The organism is Amycolatopsis sp. YIM 10 (assembly GCF_009429145.1).
Lineage (GTDB): Bacteria > Actinomycetota > Actinomycetes > Mycobacteriales > Pseudonocardiaceae > Amycolatopsis.
In genome coordinates this window covers 2,686,880-2,703,974 of the sequence record NZ_CP045480.1, presented here as the reverse complement: position 1 = coordinate 2,703,974, position 17,095 = coordinate 2,686,880, and the positions used below count along the sequence as shown (strand labels likewise).

Annotated in this window: 19 protein-coding genes; 6 read left to right on the top strand and 13 right to left on the bottom strand. The window is 69.4% G+C overall.

The features are described 5' to 3' along the window. Positions 1–8: 8 nt before the first annotated feature. Positions 9–935 (bottom strand): tRNA (adenosine(37)-N6)-dimethylallyltransferase MiaA, encoded by a 927-nt coding sequence (miaA, locus tag YIM_RS13120; RefSeq protein ID WP_153030619.1) that lies wholly within the window; start codon positions 933–935, stop codon positions 9–11. Continuing rightward, a complete protein-coding gene (locus YIM_RS13115) occupies positions 932–1,633 on the bottom strand; it encodes a class III extradiol dioxygenase subunit B-like domain-containing protein (protein WP_153030618.1) in 702 nt (233 codons plus the stop codon). The genes miaA and YIM_RS13115 overlap by 4 nt, the downstream gene beginning before the upstream one ends. Positions 1,634–1,815: 182 nt before the next feature. Between YIM_RS13115 and YIM_RS13110 the strand changes: the two genes are divergently transcribed. After that, a complete protein-coding gene (locus YIM_RS13110; RefSeq protein WP_153030617.1) occupies positions 1,816–3,150 on the top strand; it encodes a DUF349 domain-containing protein in 1,335 nt (444 codons plus the stop codon). 59 nt (positions 3,151–3,209) lie between these two features. Here YIM_RS13110 and YIM_RS13105 read toward each other — a convergent pair whose 3' ends face one another. The 5 genes from YIM_RS13105 to YIM_RS13085 are packed head-to-tail and all read right to left on the bottom strand — an operon-like array spanning position 3,210 to position 6,330. Next, on the bottom strand, positions 3,210–3,746 hold the full coding sequence (locus YIM_RS13105; RefSeq protein ID WP_153030616.1) for an FCD domain-containing protein: 537 nt from the start codon (positions 3,744–3,746) through the stop codon (positions 3,210–3,212). A gap of 31 nt (positions 3,747–3,777) precedes the next feature. Next, positions 3,778–4,254: a hypothetical protein gene (locus YIM_RS13100; RefSeq protein ID WP_153030615.1), complete on the bottom strand. Its 477-nt coding sequence runs from the start codon at positions 4,252–4,254 to the stop codon at positions 3,778–3,780. Beyond that, complete coding sequence (gene miaB, locus YIM_RS13095; RefSeq protein ID WP_153030614.1) at positions 4,251–5,714, bottom strand: tRNA (N6-isopentenyl adenosine(37)-C2)-methylthiotransferase MiaB; 1,464 nt, start codon at positions 5,712–5,714, stop codon at positions 4,251–4,253. Before miaB ends, YIM_RS13100 begins: the two co-directional genes overlap by 4 nt. A 44-nt stretch (positions 5,715–5,758) precedes the next feature. Beyond that, complete coding sequence (locus tag YIM_RS13090; protein ID WP_153030613.1) at positions 5,759–6,106, bottom strand: type II toxin-antitoxin system PemK/MazF family toxin; 348 nt, start codon at positions 6,104–6,106, stop codon at positions 5,759–5,761. Further along, positions 6,106–6,330, bottom strand: coding sequence for a ribbon-helix-helix protein, CopG family (locus YIM_RS13085; RefSeq protein ID WP_153030612.1), 225 nt, complete (start codon positions 6,328–6,330; stop codon positions 6,106–6,108). Before YIM_RS13085 ends, YIM_RS13090 begins: the two co-directional genes overlap by 1 nt. A gap of 95 nt (positions 6,331–6,425) precedes the next feature. On the opposite strand from YIM_RS13085, the gene YIM_RS13080 reads away from it, so the two are divergent. Continuing rightward, positions 6,426–7,352, top strand: coding sequence for a TAXI family TRAP transporter solute-binding subunit (locus YIM_RS13080; RefSeq protein ID WP_228004702.1), 927 nt, complete (start codon positions 6,426–6,428; stop codon positions 7,350–7,352). Here the strand turns inward: YIM_RS13080 and YIM_RS13075 are convergent. Together YIM_RS13075 and YIM_RS13070 are read right to left on the bottom strand one after the other, a co-directional pair. After that, positions 7,342–8,745 carry a HAMP domain-containing sensor histidine kinase gene (locus tag YIM_RS13075; protein ID WP_153030611.1) on the bottom strand — a complete coding sequence of 468 codons (1,404 nt, stop codon included), beginning with the start codon at positions 8,743–8,745 and terminating at the stop codon, positions 7,342–7,344. The two genes, YIM_RS13080 and YIM_RS13075, sit on opposite strands and share 11 nt — an antisense overlap. A gap of 3 nt (positions 8,746–8,748) precedes the next feature. After that, on the bottom strand, positions 8,749–9,423 hold the full coding sequence (locus YIM_RS13070) for a response regulator transcription factor (RefSeq protein ID WP_153030610.1): 675 nt from the start codon (positions 9,421–9,423) through the stop codon (positions 8,749–8,751). Positions 9,424–9,664: 241 nt separating this feature from the next. On the opposite strand from YIM_RS13070, the gene YIM_RS13065 reads away from it, so the two are divergent. The 4 genes from YIM_RS13065 (at position 9,665) to YIM_RS13050 (ending at position 12,915) form a co-directional block, all read left to right on the top strand. Next, on the top strand, positions 9,665–10,393 hold the full coding sequence (locus YIM_RS13065; protein WP_194240316.1) for an amino acid ABC transporter ATP-binding protein: 729 nt from the start codon (positions 9,665–9,667) through the stop codon (positions 10,391–10,393). Between the two features lie 40 nt (positions 10,394–10,433). Next, a complete protein-coding gene (locus YIM_RS13060; protein WP_153030608.1) occupies positions 10,434–11,252 on the top strand; it encodes a glutamate ABC transporter substrate-binding protein in 819 nt (272 codons plus the stop codon). An 89-nt stretch (positions 11,253–11,341) separates the two neighbouring features. Then, entirely contained in the window at positions 11,342–12,022 is a 681-nt protein-coding gene (locus YIM_RS13055) for an amino acid ABC transporter permease (protein WP_153030607.1), read from the top strand. Continuing rightward, positions 12,019–12,915: an amino acid ABC transporter permease gene (locus YIM_RS13050; protein ID WP_153030606.1), complete on the top strand. Its 897-nt coding sequence runs from the start codon at positions 12,019–12,021 to the stop codon at positions 12,913–12,915. Before YIM_RS13055 ends, YIM_RS13050 begins: the two co-directional genes overlap by 4 nt. Positions 12,916–12,975: 60 nt before the next feature. Here YIM_RS13050 and YIM_RS13045 read toward each other — a convergent pair whose 3' ends face one another. Genes YIM_RS13045 through YIM_RS13030 form a run of 4 tightly spaced genes read right to left on the bottom strand, consistent with a single transcriptional unit; the run spans position 12,976 to position 16,835 of the window. Then, the gene (locus YIM_RS13045; protein WP_153030605.1) at positions 12,976–13,740 is read right to left on the bottom strand and encodes a succinate dehydrogenase/fumarate reductase iron-sulfur subunit; all 765 of its coding nucleotides are present in this window, start codon (positions 13,738–13,740) and stop codon (positions 12,976–12,978) included. Position 13,741: 1 nt separating this feature from the next. Next, positions 13,742–15,655: a fumarate reductase/succinate dehydrogenase flavoprotein subunit gene (locus tag YIM_RS13040; protein WP_153030604.1), complete on the bottom strand. Its 1,914-nt coding sequence runs from the start codon at positions 15,653–15,655 to the stop codon at positions 13,742–13,744. 56 nt (positions 15,656–15,711) lie between these two features. Next, positions 15,712–16,545 (bottom strand): hypothetical protein, encoded by an 834-nt coding sequence (locus YIM_RS13035; RefSeq protein ID WP_153030603.1) that lies wholly within the window; start codon positions 16,543–16,545, stop codon positions 15,712–15,714. Continuing rightward, positions 16,542–16,835 carry a hypothetical protein gene (locus YIM_RS13030; RefSeq protein ID WP_153030602.1) on the bottom strand — a complete coding sequence of 98 codons (294 nt, stop codon included), beginning with the start codon at positions 16,833–16,835 and terminating at the stop codon, positions 16,542–16,544. The genes YIM_RS13035 and YIM_RS13030 overlap by 4 nt, the downstream gene beginning before the upstream one ends. Positions 16,836–17,095 lie beyond the last annotated feature (260 nt).

Genomic DNA, 17,095 nt, shown 5'->3' with positions numbered 1-17,095 from the left:
CACCGCCCTCAGTGGAGCGCTTCGCGCCGACCTGGTCTTTCTTGCCCACCAACCAGTTCCAGCACCCGCTCGGCCAGATCCGGTGCCGCGCCGGGAAACCAGTGGATCCGCTTGTCCCGGCGGAACCAGGACCGTTGCCGTCGTACGAACCGGCGGGTGGCCTGCGCCGTCGCGGCCGCGGCCGCCGCCAGGTCGTCACCGTGTTCGAGCACCTGCTGGTACCCCAGCGCCCGCGACGCCGTCTTGCCCTCGCGCAGGCCGTGCTTCTCCAGCTCACGCACCTCGTCGGCCAGTCCGGCGGCGAACATGCGCTCCACGCGCAGATCGACCCGCTCGTCGAGATCGGCGATCTCGCGGTCGACGCCGATCATCGTGGTGCCGTAGCGCGGCTCCCCCGGTCGCGGCAGGTTCGCCGAGAACGGTTCACCGGTGATCTCGATGACCTCCAGTGCACGGACGATCCGCCGGGTGTTGGTCGGCAGGATCGCCTCGGCGGCTTGGGGATCCACGCGCGCGAGACGGGCGTGGAGCGCGGCCGCGCCCACTTCGGCGGCCTCGGCGTCCAGTCGCGCGCGGACCGCCGGATCGGTGCCGGGGAACCGCAGTTCGTCGACGATCGCCTGCACGTAGAGGCCGGAACCACCGGCGAACACCGGCACCTTGCCCTCGGCGATGAGCCGTTCCGCGCGGGCGCGGGCGTCGCGCTGGTAGGCCGCGACGGACGCGGTTTCGGTCACGTCCAGTACGTCGAGCAGGTGGTGCGGCACGCCGCGGCGTTCCTCGGCGGTCACCTTCGCGGTGCCGATGTCCATGCCGCGGTAGAGCTGCATCGCGTCGGCGTTGATCACCTCGCCGCCCAGCGCGAGCGCCAGCGTGACGGCCAGTTCGGACTTGCCGGTGGCGGTCGGGCCGACCACCGCGATCGGCCGCGTCACGCGCGTGTCCAGACCGCGACGTGGTAGCCGACGCCGAACGGCGCCTCGGAGTACAGCAGTTCGGCGGTCCAGGTTGCGCCCTCGGCGAGCGAGGCGAGCACCTGCCACGGGAACCGCCCGCCCGCACCCAGTTCCGCGCAGAGATCGGCGTCGAGTGCCAGCAGCGCCTCGGCATCGGCGGTGGCGAGCGCCTTCGCGATGGCGGCGTCGAAGGCGGGCGCGCCGTCGTGCTCACCACCGGGTGACCGCGGGCCGTGCCGGTTCGCGCCGTCGCCGAGCACGAGCAGGCCGTGCCCGGAGTGGCGTTCGGCGATCAGCTCGGCGGCCTTGGCGCTCCGCTCGGCCGGGGTGTCCACCGGGAAGCTGTGCACGGTGGCCTCGGCGGCACCCACCCGCGCGCGCAACCAGCCGGTGATCAGCGCGGGCAGCGGCAACTCGGCCGGCGCGCCGGTGCGCTCGGAGAGACCGACACCGAGGTCGACGCCGTATCCGCGAAACGAACCGCACGCACTCGGCGGGGTGACCGAGACGGTGTCCTCACCCGCGCCGACGGCGACCCAGCGGTCCGCGGTTTCGGTCAGCCTGCCCGCCGCGGCCAGGCACGCGGCCCGCAGATCGGCGGTGGATTCGCGCGCCCCGGCGGCGATTTCGGGCACCAGCAGCGGCGGCTGCGGCACCACGACGGCACGTGTGATCACGCTGTCCGACGTTACCCCGCCACCCGAAAGCGGGTCCTGATGCGAGCACCATGTACCACGACGCGCCTTGACCTGTTTGAATGCCACGACGGACACGAGCGTGGTCCGGCAGCGGCACGACCCGGCCCCACCGGTGGTGGGGCGCCCGCGCGAGCGGGCGTACAGGCGATAAGGAGCCTGCCATGGCGGAGAACACAACCGAGGGCGCTCAGGAAAGCGCGGCCCCGGAAGCCCCGGCACCACACCCGGTGCCGCATGCGCACACCCCCGGCCAGCCGGTTCCCCCGGTGCCACCGGCCGAACCACACCCGGACCGCTGGGGCCGGGTGGACGAGGAGGGCACGGTCTACGTCCGGGGCGCGGACGGCGAGCGCGCCATCGGTGTCTGGCAGGCAGGTACCCCGGAAGAGGGCCTGCTGCACTTCGCGCGCCGGTTCGACGACCTGCGCACCGAGGTGGAACTGCTGGAGACGCGGCTGGCGTCCGGCGCCGGCGACCCGAAGCACGCGCTGTCGAGCGCGACACAGCTGCGCGACGGCCTGGCCGACGCGGCGGTGGTCGGCGACCTCGCGGCGCTGGGTGCTCGCATCGATCAGGTGATCGCGCACGCCGAGCGCTCGCTGGCCGACGCGAAGCAGGAACGCGAGCAGGCCCGCGAAGTCGCCGTCGGGCGCAAGCAGACGCTGGCCGAGGAGGCGGAGAAGATCGCCGCCGACTCCACCCAGTGGAAGGCCGCGGGTGACCGGCTGCGCGCCATCCTCGACGAGTGGAAGACGATCAAGGGCGTCGACCGCAAGACCGACGACGAGCTGTGGCGCCGGTTCTCCAAGGCACGGGAGGCGTTCAACCGCCGCCGTGGCTCGCACTTCGCCGAGCTGGACAAGCAGCGCGCGGCGGCGAAGGCCCGCAAGGAGGAGCTGATCGCCGAGGCCGAGTCGCTCGCCGACTCCGAGTCCTGGGGGCCGACCGCCGCCAGGTACAAGGAGCTGATGGGCGAGTGGAAGGCCGCCGGCCGCGCCCCCAAGGACAGCGACGACGCGCTGTGGCAGCGGTTCCGCGCCGCGCAGGACGCCTTCTTCGCCCGCCGCTCGGCCGCCTTCTCCGAACGCGACGCCGAGTTCTCCGGCAACGCGGCGAAGAAGGAGGAGCTGCTCGCCGAGGCCGAGAAGATCGACCCGGCCGCGAACCTGGAGGCGGCGAAGTCGCAGCTGCGCAAGGTCCAGGAGCGGTGGGACGAGATCGGGAAGGTGCCGCGGGAGCGCATCCGCGACCTCGACTCGAGGCTCAAGGCCGTGCAGGACCGCGTGCGCAGTGCCGAAGAGAGCAAGTGGCGCCGCACCGACCCGGAGGCCCAGGCCAGAGCCGCGCAGTTCCGGGAGCGGGTCGAGCAGTTCGAGTCACAGGCCGCCAAGGCCAGAGCCGCCGGGGACGAACGGCGCGCGAAGAAGGCCGACGAGCAGGCCGCGCAGTGGCGCGAGTGGCTGGACGCCGCGGAACGGGCCGTCGCGGACCGCTGACGCGGTGGTTTTCGGGGCGGGGCATCGGCTTGGCCGGTGCCCCGCCCCTTTGCCGTCCGTCAGGAGCGCGGGAGGCTCCGACGGCGTCGCGCGGGCACCGGGGCCGGGCGCGTCCGGGGAGCCGCCGGGGCCGGGTGGTGGGTTTGCAGGTAGGCGTCCCTGGTGTGGTCCACGTGGTCACGCATGATGCGCGCGGCGGACTCCGGGTCCTTCCGCTCGATCGCGTCGACCAGCGCGTGGTGTTCCCGCCAGGCCTGCGCACCGCGCTGCCGGGTGATCGCCGGGTAGTGCGCGCTCACCCGCAGGTCGACCTGCCCGACGAAGTCCAGCAGCGCCGGGTTCCCGGCCAGTTCGGCGACACGTTCGTGCAGCGTGGTGCTCGCCGCGAGCATGGCGTCCTGGTCACCGGCGGCGATCGCGGCGTCCCCGTCGGCACACAGCCGCCGCAGCCCTCGCACCTCGTCCGCGCCGGCGTGCAGGGCAGCCAGCCTGGCCGCTTCGGCCGCCAGCACGGCCCTCACGGCCAGTAGCTGCTCCACCTCTTGACCGGTCGGGTGCATGCGGAACCCCCACACGTTCGGGTGCGTGAACGACACTTTGAGTGAACCCTACAAGCAGTGGCCGGGTTCAGCTGCGCGACCAGGCCGCCCGCATCCACTGGAAGGCGATCACCACGGTGGCGATCACCGCGAGGATCAGGCCGAATCCCGGCCCGCCGCCGACCGCGCCGCTGGCCTGCGAGGACTGCTGCGACCAGATCGCCAGCATGCCGTCGACCGAGGCGAACCAGCCGCCGATGGCGCAACCCCACGCGATCCACCACCGCCGGGTGATCAGCGCGAGCATCGAGCCGAGCACGCCGAACCCCGTCGAGGTGACGGCGAACAGCTGCGGGATCGGCCCGGCCTGGCCACCGAGCACCTGCCAGCCGACGTGCTCGCCGACCCACGGCAGCAGCAAACCGACGATCAGCACAAAAACCGCGAGCGAGACGACGAGGCCGCGGTGCCCGAGGTCGACCGTGCGGGACGCCTTGCGCACCACCTGGTCGACGTCGGCGCCGAGTTCGTCCACGGAATCGGACGAGGGTTCCGGCGTGCTCACAGCGCGCACCCCCCGGTGACCGCGGGCAGCGGGGCGGGCGCGCCGATGCTCGGCAGGCCGAGGCTCACCCCGTTGGTCTTCGGCCGCAGCCCGGCCTCGGAATTGTCACCGGCGCGCGTGCGGCGGTGCGAGAGCGGCTCACCGTCGGCCACCAGGTGGTGCGGGGCGCCGTAGGTGATCACGGTTTCCACCACGTCCCCCGGCCGGACGTTCAGCTCGCCGGGGGTGAAGTGCACCAGCCTGCCGTCGCGGGCGCGCCCGCTCATCCGCAGCGTCTCCGCGTCCTTGCGGCCCTCACCGGCCGCGACCAGCAGCTCGACCTTCCGGCCGACCAGCTTCTTGTTCTCCTCCCACGCCACCTCGTTCTGCAGCGCGACCAGCCGGTCGTAGCGCTCCTGCACGACCTCCTTGGCCAGCTGCCCCGGCATCTCGGCGGCGGGGGTGCCCGGCCGCTTCGAGTACTGGAAGGTGAACGCGCTGGAGAACCGCGCCTGCCGGACCACGTCCAGCGTGGCCTGGAAGTCCTCTTCGGTCTCGCCGGGGAAGCCGACGATGATGTCGGTGGTGATCGCCGCCTCCGGCATCACCGCGCGCACCTTGTCCAAAATGGACAGGAACCGGGCCGACCGGTACGAGCGGCGCATTTCCTTGAGCACCCGGTCGGAACCGGACTGCAGCGGCATGTGCAGCTGCGGGCAGACGTTCGGGGTCTCGGCCATCGCGTCGATCACGTCGTCGGTGAACGCGGCCGGGTGCGGCGAGGTGAACCGCACGCGCTCGAGCCCCTCGACCGAACCGCACGAGCGCAGCAGCTTCGAGAACGCGTCGCGCTCGCCGAACTCGACACCGTAGGAGTTCACGTTCTGCCCGAGCAGGGTCACTTCGAGCACGCCCTCGGCGACCAGCGCCTCGACCTCGGCCAGGATCTCCCCCGGCCGCCGGTCGCGCTCCTTGCCGCGCAGCGAGGGCACGATGCAGAAGGTGCAGGTGTTGTTGCAGCCCACCGAGATCGACACCCAGCCCGAGTAGGCCGAGTCGCGCCGGGCAGGCAGCGTGGAGGGAAAGGTCTCCAGCGACTCGAGGATCTCCACCTGCGCTTCGCTGTTGTGCCGCGCGCGTTCGAGCAGGGCGGGCAGCGAGCCGATGTTGTGCGTGCCGAACACCACGTCCACCCACGGCGCCCGCTTGACGATCTCGCCGCGGTCCTTCTGCGCGAGGCAGCCGCCGACGGCGATCTGCATGTCCGGCTTGGCGGTCTTGGCCGGGCGGAGGTGGCCGAGCGTGCCGTACAGCTTGTTGTCGGCGTTCTCCCGCACCGCGCAGGTGTTGAAGACCACCACGTCCGGCGCGTCGTCGGTGGCCGGCCGATAGCCTGCCGCCTCCAGCTGCCCGGCCAGGCGCTCGGAGTCGTGGACGTTCATCTGGCAGCCGAACGTGCGGATCTGGAAGGTGCGGGACACTGGAGCTCCTTAGGCGAATCTGCCTCCAGGGTAGGCCCCGCCGGTCACAGCCCGAGATGCAGGCGCAGCGCCGCCTCCACCCGCTCCATCAGCGCGGGCGTCAGCTTGCCCGCCCGGCGGCCGATCCGCTCCACCGAAACCGACCTGACCTGTTCGGCCTGCGCCTTCGAATCCACCGCCAGCCCGCACTCGGCGGCGGGCAGCAGCACCTGGAACGGGAACACCCGGCGCACGTTGGAGGTCACCGGCACCACGGTGACCACGCCCCGGCCCAGCCGCCCGGCCATCACGTTGGCGCCGTCGTTGCTCACGATCACCGCCGGCCTGGTCTTGTTCGACTCGCTGCCCCGCGCGGGCTCGAAGTTGACCAGCCGGATCTCGGCACGCCGCATCAGCGCGCCAGCACCCCGTCACCGGTGGCGGCGTCCCATTCGGCTTCGTCGCCGAGCGCGGCCCACTCGTCCCACGCCGCGCGGTAGTCGTCCTCCAGCTGGGAGGCCCGCAGCAGTTCCAGCGCGCGGTGCACCACCGCCGAGCGCGACGGCACGTCCGCCGCGGCGGCGTAGTGGTCGATGAAGGCCACGTCCTCGTCCGACAGGCTGACGCTCAATTTCATACCTCCTATGCTACTTCGGGTGCCACCTCGGCACTACCGGATCGTAACCGGGATGTACGACATTTCCGGTCGCGGAGCTGGCACCATCTGCGGTCGTGACAGCTCTGACACGGGTGACCGCCGCCGTGCTCCTGCTGCTCACCACGCTCACCGCCTGCGGCCCGGACTTCACCGGCACCAGGCTGCGGATCGCCGCGGGCAACGACCGGGGCGTCTACTACCAGCTCGCGCAGCCGCTGGCCGGGGCGTGGGCGGCCGGCCTGGCGATCGACCGTCCGGAGATCCAGCAGACCCGCGGCTCCCCCGACAACCTGGCCCGCCTGCGCGCGGGTACCGCCGACGTCGCGTTCAGCGCCGCCGACGTGGCCACCGACCCCAGCGGCGAGCCCAATCTCGCCGCGCTCGCCCGGATCTACGACGACTACCTGCACGTGGTGGTCAGGGCCGACTCGCCGGTGCACTCGCTGGCCGACCTGCGCGGGCGCCGGGTGGCGATCGGCTCACCCGAGTCCGGGGTGGCGGTGATCGCGCAGTTGCTGCTCAACGCCAGCGGACTGGGCGAGCCCGGCTCGATGACGGTGCGCTACCTCGGGCTCGACGAGTCGCTCGGCGCGCTGGAGCGCAGGGAGATCGACGCCTTCTTCTGGTCGGGCGGGCTGCCGACGAACTCGATCAGCACGCTGGCCAACCGCATCCCGCTGCGGCTGATCGACGTCGGCTCGGCGATGCCCGCGATGCGCCAGGCCAACCCGGTCTACCGCTCGGCGACCATTCCCGGCTCCACCTATCCCCAGTCCGGCGGGCCGGTGACCACGCTGGTGGTGCCCAACTTCCTGGTGGTGCCGACGACCATGTCCGACGACATGGCCGAGGCGCTCACGCGCGGGCTGTTCGACGCGCGGCCGGAGTTGGCCAAGGCGAACACCGCCGCGTTGTCGATCGATCTGCGGCCCGCCATCGAGACCGCGCCGATGGCCCTGCATCCCGGCGCGCTGCGTTACTACCGCACCCTCAAGAACTAGCGGCGGGCAGTTCGACCGCGATCCGGAGACCACCGCCGTCGGGCAGGTCCAGCTTCAGCGAACCGCCGGCCCTGGCCACGATCTCCGCCACAATGGACAGTCCGAGTCCGGACCCGGCCACGTTCTGGTGCGCGGTGCTCCGCCAGAACCGGTCGGTGGCCCGCTCCAGTTCGTCCGCGCGCAGTCCCGGCCCGTGGTCGCGCACGGTCAGCCGGACCGCCTCGTCCACTGTGGAGGTATGCACGCGGACCGACGTCCCGGCGCCGGTGAACTTCAGCGCGTTGTCCAGCAAGGCGTCCAGCACCGCTTCCAGTCCGCGCGGCGGTGCCAGCGCGCGCACGCCGTCGGTCGAACCCTCCACGTCGAGGCTGACCTCGCGGGCCACCGCGACCACGTTCCAGTCCGCGGCGCGCTCGGCGACCACGGTGTCCACGTCGACCGCGACCAGTTCGCCCGCCGAGGCTTCCGCGCGCGCCATCGACAGCAGGCCGTCGAGCACCTGGTTGAGCCGGTCCGCTTCGGCGACCGCGGCTTCGCGGTGTTCCTCCGCTTCGGTGTCCACGTGTCCTTCGAGATTCACCAACCGCAGCTTCAACGCGGTCAGCGGATTTCGCAACTGGTGCGAGGCGTCGGCCACGAAAGCCCGTTGCGCGGCTAGTGCTTCCCCCACACTTGCGGCCATCATGTCGAACGAGCGGCCGAGCTGCTGCAGTTCGACCGGGCCGCTCTCCTCCCCCACCCGAGCCACTTCACGCCCGCTCACCACGGCCTCGACCAGTGAGCCGGTGGCTTCGTCGAGGCGGCGCACCGGACGCAGGATCCAGCGCACCAGCGGCAGCGCCACCAGCAGCGCCAGGCAGAAGGCGATCATGCCGATGGTGGCGATCAGCACCCACCACAGCGTCACCTCCTGGCGCGCCTGCGCGGTCGGCGACTCGGTGACCACCACGCCGCGGACGTCACCGTCGATGAGCACCGGTTCGGCCAGCACGAGCGTGCCCTCGTCCCACGGCACCAGCATCGGCCCCGGTTCGGAATGGCGCCCGGCCAGCGCCGACTGCACCTGCCCGGCCACCCGCGTGTCGGCCAGGTCGAGCTTGATCGCGCCGGGCACCGAGCCGGAGGTGGCGGTCGGCCGCCCGTCCTGGTTGAGCACGGCCACCGCGATCCCGTACACCTCGGCGTACCGGCGCAGTTCGGCGTTGATCAGGTCCGGGTCGCTCTGGATCAGCGGCCGCTGCGCCAGCGAGGCGAACCGCGCGGTGTCGGTGAGGCGGTCGAGGAACAGCGTCTGCCCGGCACTGCCCGCGACGCTCACCGCCAGCGGCACGCCGAGCCCGAACACCAGCAGGGCGACCAGCGAAAGCACCGTGGCCTGCAGCCGCACCCGCACGTGTCACTCCCCGTCTGGCCGCGCACCCAGCCGGTAACCGACCCCGCGCACCGTCTCGATCAGCTCGGCCCGGCCGAGTTTGGTTCGCAGGGTAGCGACATGGACGTCCAGTGAGCGGCTTTCCGCCTGACCGCGTCTGCCCCACAGTTCGGTGAGCAGCCGGTCGCGCGAGCAGACCGCGCCGCCCTCGGCCGCGATCAGCTTCAGCACGCCGAATTCCTTGCGTGAAAGCGTGATCACCTCACCACCCGCGGTCACCTCGTGCCGGTCGAGATCGATCAGCACGTCGGCCACCCGGATCGCCCCGGTGGCCGCCCTCGCCGGTTCCCCGCGACGGCGGCGCACCGCGTGCACCCTGGCCACCAGCTCGTCCACGTCGTACGGCTTGACCAGGTAGTCGTCGGCTCCCGAGCGCAGGCCGAGAATGCGGTCGTCGACCTCACCGCGGGCGGAGACCACGATGATCGCGACATCGCTGATCTCGCGGATCCGCCAGCACAGCACCATGCCGTCCACGTCCGGCAGTCCCAGGTCGAGCAGCACCACGTCGGCGTCGGCGATCCGGTCCAGCACCTCCGCGCCCGAGGCGAGGCGGCGGACCGACAGCCCGCGGCGCAGCAGCGCGGGCACCAGTGCGTCGGCCACCCTGTCGTCGTCCTCGACGAGCAGAACGCGCACGCCGGCTCCTTTCCGGTGGGTCGAGATCGATTTGAAACCCTAAGTGTTAGTCAAGCGGGCTTTACACCCTGACGGAGCAGAGTAAGTTTCCGCCATCGCCGACTCGTCATGCGCGAAAGGGCCCACTCCAGACCTGCGACAAGGGCCGTGTACGGGGTGTGACTAGAGTTACGGCAACCAAGAAGGACACCGCAGCTCGCCGCCTGGAGGCCAGATGACCACAGCGACGCCGGCGCCGCCGATGATCAAGGCGGCCGCCGTGAACAAGTTCTTCGGCGACCTGCACGTTTTGCGGGACATCGACTTCGAGGTGCCGCGCGGCCAGGTGGTGGTGGTGCTCGGGCCGTCCGGCTCCGGCAAGTCCACGCTGTGCCGGGCGATCAACCGCCTCGAGCCGATCAACTCCGGCGAGATCCACGTGGACGGCAAGCCGCTGCCCGCCGAGGGCAAGGCGCTGGCCGCGCTGCGCGCCGACGTCGGCATGGTCTTCCAGTCGTTCAACCTGTTCGCGCACAAGACCATCGTCGAGAACGTGATGCTCGCGCCGCAGAAGGTCCGCAAGGTCTCCTCGGCCGAAGCGCGCAAGACCGCGATGGAACTGCTGGAGCGGGTCGGCATCGCCAACCAGGCCGACAAGTACCCGGCCCAGCTCTCCGGCGGCCAGCAGCAGCGCGTGGCCATCGCCAGGGCGCTGGCCATGCGCCCCAAGGTGATGCTGTTCGACGAGCCCACCTCGGCACTGGACCCGGAAATGGTCCAGGAGGTGCTCGACGTGATGACCAGCCTGGCCGCCGACGGCATGACCATGCTGGTGGTCACCCACGAAATGGGCTTCGCGCGCCGCGCCGCGCACCGGGTGGTGTTCATGTCCGACGGCGAGATCGTCGAGGACTCCACCCCCGACGAGTTCTTCACCAGCCCGAAGTCCGACCGCGCGAAGGACTTCCTCGGCAAGATCCTGACCCACTAGGAAGGAACCCAATCAGATGCGGTTGAGTCGAGTTCTGCGTATGAGCGCAGTCGTCGCGGTTGCGGGCCTCACGCTCGCCGCCTGTGGTGGCGGCGGCGACAGTGGCAGCAAGAACCTCGTCGCGCGGGCCAAGGACGACAAGAAGATCACCATCGGCATCAAGTTCGACCAGCCGGGGCTCGGGCTCCAGACGCAGTCGGGCAAGCCGGAGGGCTTCGACGTCGACGTGGCGAAGTACATCGCCAAGGAGCTCGGTGTCGAGGAGTCCGGGATCACCTGGAAGGAAGCCCAGTCCGCCGAGCGCGAGAACCTGATCGAGAAGGGTGACGTCGACTTCATCGTCGCCACCTACTCCATCACCGACAAGCGCAAGGAGAAGGTGGCCTTCGCCGGGCCGTACTTCGTCGCGGGCCAGGGCCTGCTGGTGCGGGCGGACAACACCGACATCACCGGCAACACCGCGCTCAACGGCAAGAAGCTGTGCTCGGTCAAGGGTTCCACCCCGGCCCAGAAGATCAAGGACGAGTTCTCCAAGGAAGCGCAGCTGCAGGAGTACGGCAAGTACTCCGACTGCATCACCGCGCTGGAGAACGGCAGCATCGACGCGGTCACCACCGACGACGTGATCCTGGCCGGTTTCGCGGCCAAGAGCCCCGGCAAGTTCAAGCTGGTCGGCGAAGCCTTCTCGAAGGAGAACTACGGGGTCGGCCTGAAGAAGGACGACGCCGAGAGCCGCACCGCGATCGCCAACGCGATCACCAAGATGCAGACCGACGGTTCCTGGAAGAAGTCGCTGGAGACCAACGTCGGCCCGTCCGGCTACAAGATCCCCGAGCCCTCGCCGGTGACCGAGAAGTAAGCGCGAGTTCCTCCGAAAACGAATGAAGCACGGCGGCGCGCCGCGACCTGATCGCGGCGCGCCGCCCCATATCCGACGAGGAGTTTTCCGTGTTCGACTTCCTCGGTGACTACGACATCCTCGGTGCCTTCTGGACGACCATCCAGCTGGCGGCGCTCTCCGCCGTCGGCTCGCTGGTCTGGGGCACGATCCTGGCCGGGATGCGGGTGAGCCCGGTCCCGATCATGCGAGGGTTCGGCACCGCCTACGTCAACGTCGTGCGGAACACTCCGCTGACGGTGATCATCTTCTTCTGCTCCATCGGCCTGTCCTCCACGCTCGCCCTCAACCTGGCGCCGGAGAACTCGCCGACCTTCATCATCGACAACGGTTTCCGGCTCGCCGTCCTCGGTTTTGTGGCCTATACCTCGACGTTCGTCTGCGAGTCGCTGCGCTCGGGCATCAACACGGTGCCGGTCGGCCAGGCCGAGGCGGCACGCGCGCTGGGGCTGGGCTTCACCCAGGTGCTGCGGATCATCGTGCTGCCGCAGGCGTTCCGCTCGGTGATCGCGCCGCTGGCGAGCGTGCTGATCGCGCTGATCAAGAACACCACGGTGGCCAGCGTCATCGGCGTCGCCGAGGCCTCGCTGCTGATGTCGGAGATGATCGAGAACGAGAGTGACGCGATCATCCTGGTGTTCTCGGTGTTCGCGCTCGGCTTTGTGCTCCTCACCCTGCCGATCGGGCTGCTGCTCGGCTGGGTGGCGAAGAAAGTGGCGGTGAAACGATGAGCGGCGCGCCTTCCGTTCTCTACGACGCCCCTGGCCCGAAGGCCAAGGCACGCAACATCATCTACTCGGTGATCTTCGCCGCGATCCTGGCGCTGATCGCCTACCTGGTGATCGCCCAGCTGGCCGCGAAGAACCAGCTGGCAGGCGACAAGTGGACGCCGTTCATCGAGAGCGGCACGTGGGTGACCTTCCTGCTGCCCGGTCTCGGCTACACCCTGCTGATCGCCGGACTGTCCATTGTGATCGCGCTGCCGGTCGGTGCCGTCTTCGGCATCGCGCGGCTGTCCGACCACAAGTGGATCCGCACGGTGGCCGGGGTCATCGTGGAGTTCTTCCGCGCCATCCCGGTGCTGATCCTGATGATCTTCGCGAACGAGTTCTACTCGGAATACACCAGTGTGGGCTCGGACAACCGCGTGCTCTTCGCCGCGGTGACCGGTCTGGTGCTGTACAACGCTTCCGTGCTCGCCGAGGTGGTGCGCGCCGGCATCCTGTCCCTCCCGAAGGGACAGACGGAGGCGGCCTCGGCGCTGGGCCTGCGCAAGACCCAGACGATGACCAACGTGCTGCTGCCGCAGGCGGTGGCCGCGATGCTGCCGGCCATCGTCAGCCAGCTGGTGGTCATCCTGAAGGACACCGCGCTCGCCGGTGGTGCGCTGTCGGTGCCGGACCTGCTGCGCCAGGCCAACGTGATTTCCGGCAACTTCAACAACACCATCCCGACCTACATCGTCATCGGTGTCATCTACGTGGTGCTGAACTTCATCCTGACGACCTTCGCGTCGTGGCTGCAGAAGAAGATGTCGCGGCGGAAGAAGACCCCGAAGGGCACCCAGCCGCTCAGCGAGGCACCGAACGCGGTGACCGACATGGCCACCGGCCGCGCTGTCTAGCCGCATCCGGAACGCGAAAAGTGGGGCCCGCCATTCCTGGCAGGCCCCACTTTTCGCGTTTCAGGGGCGGTCTGAGGTGCCCCGGCGGAACAGTTTGTTGCCCAGCCAGACGATCGGGTCGTACTTGCGGTCGGCCACGCGCTCCTTCATCGGGATCAGCGCGTTGTCGGTGATGTGGATGCCTTCCGGGCAGACCTCGGTGCAGCACTTGGTGATGTTGCAGTACCCGAGCCCGTGCTCGTCCTGCGCGGCGTCCCGGCGGTCGGCCACGTCCAGCGGGTGCATCTCCAGCTCCGCGATCCGCATCAGGTACCGCGGCCCGGCGAAGGCTTCCTTGTTCTCCTCGTGGTCACGCACCACGTGGCAGGTGTTCTGGCACAGGAAGCACTCGATGCACTTGCGGAACTCCTGCGAGCGTTCGACGTCCACCTGCTGCATGCGGTAGTCGCCGGGCTTGAGGTCCGCGGGCGGGGTGAACGACGGGATCTCACGCGCCTTGGTGTAGTTGAAGGACACGTCGGTGACCAGGTCCCGGATCACCGGGAAGGTCCGCATCGGGGTCACCGTGATGACCTCGTCCTCGGCGAACACCGACATCCGGGTCATGCACAGCAGGCGCGGGCGGCCGTTGATCTCCGCCGAGCACGAACCGCACTTGCCCGCCTTGCAGTTCCAGCGCACCGCCAGATCCGGTGCCTGGGTGGCCTGCAGCCGGTGGATGATGTCGAGCACCACCTCACCCTCGTTCACCTCGACGGTGTAGTCCTGCAGCCCGCCGTCGGTGTCGTCGCCGCGCCAGACCCGGAAGCTCGCCTTGTACCCCATCTCAGGCCTGCCTTCCCGGGTGCGTGGTCAGCTCTTCCTCGGTGTAGTACTTCTCCAGCTCGCTCAGCTCGAACAGTTCGAGCAGGTCCTGCCGCAGCGGCTCCTGCTGCTTCGGTGTCACCGTCACCGGCGGCACCACCTCGTCGCCGGGATCCACCTGGCACACCAGCAACCTGTTGCGCCACTGGGAATCCATCTGCGGGTGGTCGTCGCGGGTGTGGCCACCGCGGCTTTCCGTCCGGATCAGCGCCGCCTTGGCCACGCATTCGCTGACCACCAGCATGTTCCGCAGGTCCAGCGCGAGGTGCCAGCCGGGGTTGAACTGCCGGTGCCCCTCGACCACCACCTGGTGCACGCGCTGCCGGATCTCGGCCAGCTTGGCCAGCGCCTGCTCGATCTCCCCGGCCTTGCGAATGATGCCGACCAGGTCGTTCATCGACTGCTGCAGTTCGGTGTGCAGGGTGTACGGGTTCTCCTCGACCCCGTTCGCCGGCGGCTCGAACGGCGCCAGCGCCATCTTCGCCGCCGCGTCGACCCGTTCCTGGGACACCTCCGGCCTGCGCTCCAGACCCTCCACATAGGACGCGGCGCCGAGTCCGGCGCGCCTGCCGAAGACCAGCAGGTCCGACAGCGAGTTGCCGCCGAGCCGGTTCGAGCCGTGCATGCCGCCGGAGCACTCACCCGCGGCGAACAGGCCGGGCACCACCGAAGCCGCGGTGTCCGGGTCGACCTCGATCCCGCCCATCACGTAGTGGCAGGTCGGGCCGACCTCCATCGGCTCGGCGGTGATGTCCACATCGGCCAGTTCCTTGAACTGGTGGTACATCGATGGCAGCCGCCGCCGGATCTCCTCGGCGGGCAACCGGCTGGCGATGTCCAGGAACACGCCGCCGTGCGGGGAACCGCGGCCCGCCTTTACCTCCGAGTTGATCGCCCGCGCCACCTCGTCACGCGGCAGCAGGTCCGGCGTGCGCCGGTTCTCCTCCTGGTCGGTGTACCAGCGATCGGCCTCGTCCTCGTTGTCCGCGTACTGGCCCTTGAACACGTCGGGGATGTACTCGAACATGAAGCGCTTGTCGTCGGAGTTCTTCAGCACGCCACCGTCACCGCGCACGCCCTCGGTGACCAGGATGCCCTTCACACTCGGCGGCCAGACCATGCCGGTCGGGTGGAACTGGACGAACTCCATGTTGATCAGCGTCGCCCCGGCGCGCAGTGCCAGCGCGTGCCCGTCCCCGGTGTACTCCCAGGAGTTCGAGGTGACCTTGAACGACTTGCCGATGCCGCCGGTGGCCAGCACCACGGCCGGCGTCTCGAACAACACGAACCGGCCGCTTTCGCGGTAGTAGCCGAACGCGCCGGCGATGCGGTCGCCGTCCTTGATCAGCTCGGTGATCGTGCACTCGGCGAAGACCTTGATCTTCGCCTCGTAGTCGCCGTGCTCCTTGAAGTCTTCTTGTTGCAGCGAAACGATTTTCTGCTGCATGGTGCGGATCAGCTCGAGCCCGGTGCGGTCACCGACGTGCGCCAGCCGCGGATAGGTGTGGCCGCCGAAGTTCCGCTGGCTGATCCGGCCGTCGGCGGTTCGGTCGAACAACGCGCCGTAGGTCTCCAGCTCCCAGACCCGGTCCGGTGCTTCCCTCGCGTGCAGTTCGGCCATGCGCCAGTTGTTCAGGAACTTCCCGCCGCGCATGGTGTCGCGGAAGTGCGTTTCCCAGTTGTCGCGCTCGTTCGCGTTGCCCATCGATGCCGCGCAGCCGCCTTCGGCCATCACGGTGTGCGCCTTGCCGAACAGCGATTTGCACACCACAGCCACGCTGAAGCCGCGTTCGCGGGCCTCGATCACCGCGCGGAGACCGGCGCCACCGGCACCGATCACCACCACGTCGTAGCTGTGCCGTTCGACCTCGGTCATGAATCAATCCACCTCAGTGCGTTCTGACGCCGTTGTCGTTGAAGTCGTGAAAGGGGTTAGTTGACGAACCGGAGGTCGGCGATCGCACCGCTGGCCACCAGCATCACGTAGAAGTCGGTCAGCACCAGTGTGCCGAGCGTGATCCACGCCAGCGTCATATGCCGGTTGTTCAGCTTGGTCACCTGGGTCCACATCCAGTACCGCACCGGGTGCTTGGAGAAGTGCTTCAGCCTGCCGCCGGTGATGTGCCGGCACGAGTGGCAGGACAGCGTGTAGGCCCAGAGCATGATCACGTTGCCGGTCAGCACGATGTTGCCGAGGCCGAAGCCGAACCCGCCGCCGGAGCCGTGGAACGCGGTGATCGCGTCCCAGGTGTTGATCAGCGAGACCACCAGCGCCACGTAGAAGAAGTAGCGGTGGACGTTCTGGATGATCAGCGGGAGCCGGGTCTCGCCGGTGTACTTCGCGTGCGGTTCGGCGACCGCGCAGGCCGGGGGCGAGAACCACACCGACCGGTAGTAGGCCTTGCGGTAGTAGTAACAGGTGAGCCGGAAGCCGAGCAGGAACGGCAGCACCACGAAGCCGAGCGGGATGAACCCGGGCAGCTCACCGAAGGGCGTGCCGAAGTGGCTCGACCCCGCCACGCACGAATCGCTCAGGCACGGCGAGTAGAACGGCGTGAGGTAGTGGTACTCCTCCACCCAGTACGCGGTGCGCACGAACGACCTGATCGTCGCGTAGATGACGAACGTGGCCAGGCCGAGCGTGGTGAGCAGTGGCGAGAGCCACCACCGGTCCTTGCGCAGGGTCCGTTCGGCGATCTTCGCGCGCGTCGGCGCGAAGACCCCGGTACCCGCTCGGCTGGCCTCGTTGCTAGCCGGTGCGCTCACCGCTGGTCACGCTGGTAGCCACCGACGCCTTCGTCGTCAGCGCCTTGCCAGAGTGACGGGTCGTACGGGGTGTCGGGTACCACGACCACGTTGGAGCGGTCGGTCGCGCGGGCCTGCTGGGGCACCGGGGGTGTGTCGTCGAACTCGTTCACGTCGATCTCGAGCCGCTCCACGTCGTTGGCGATCCGGCGCACCGCCGGCGCCTCGCCGTACTTGGCCCGCAGCGCGCCTACGCACTGTCGCAACTGTCCTATGGTGCGGCGCAGTTCGGTGAATTCGGTGGTGGTCATACGTACCTCCGACGGTCGGTCAGTTCGTGCGGCGGAGCCGGAGCCGGGCCGCACCGTGGTGGGGCGCGCTGATGCCTGACTCTGCCTTGCCTTGTCCAGTGTGACAAGTAGCACACCCTGGTCGCCCTACGTGATCGGGGTCACGTTCCACGTTCTTCTGGATCGATTTTGATTCGAAGTTCGCTGTTCGGTACTGTGTGGACCGTCACCACGAAGACCGGACGCCAGCGACGCCGTCACCGGACCACTCCCGACCCGTG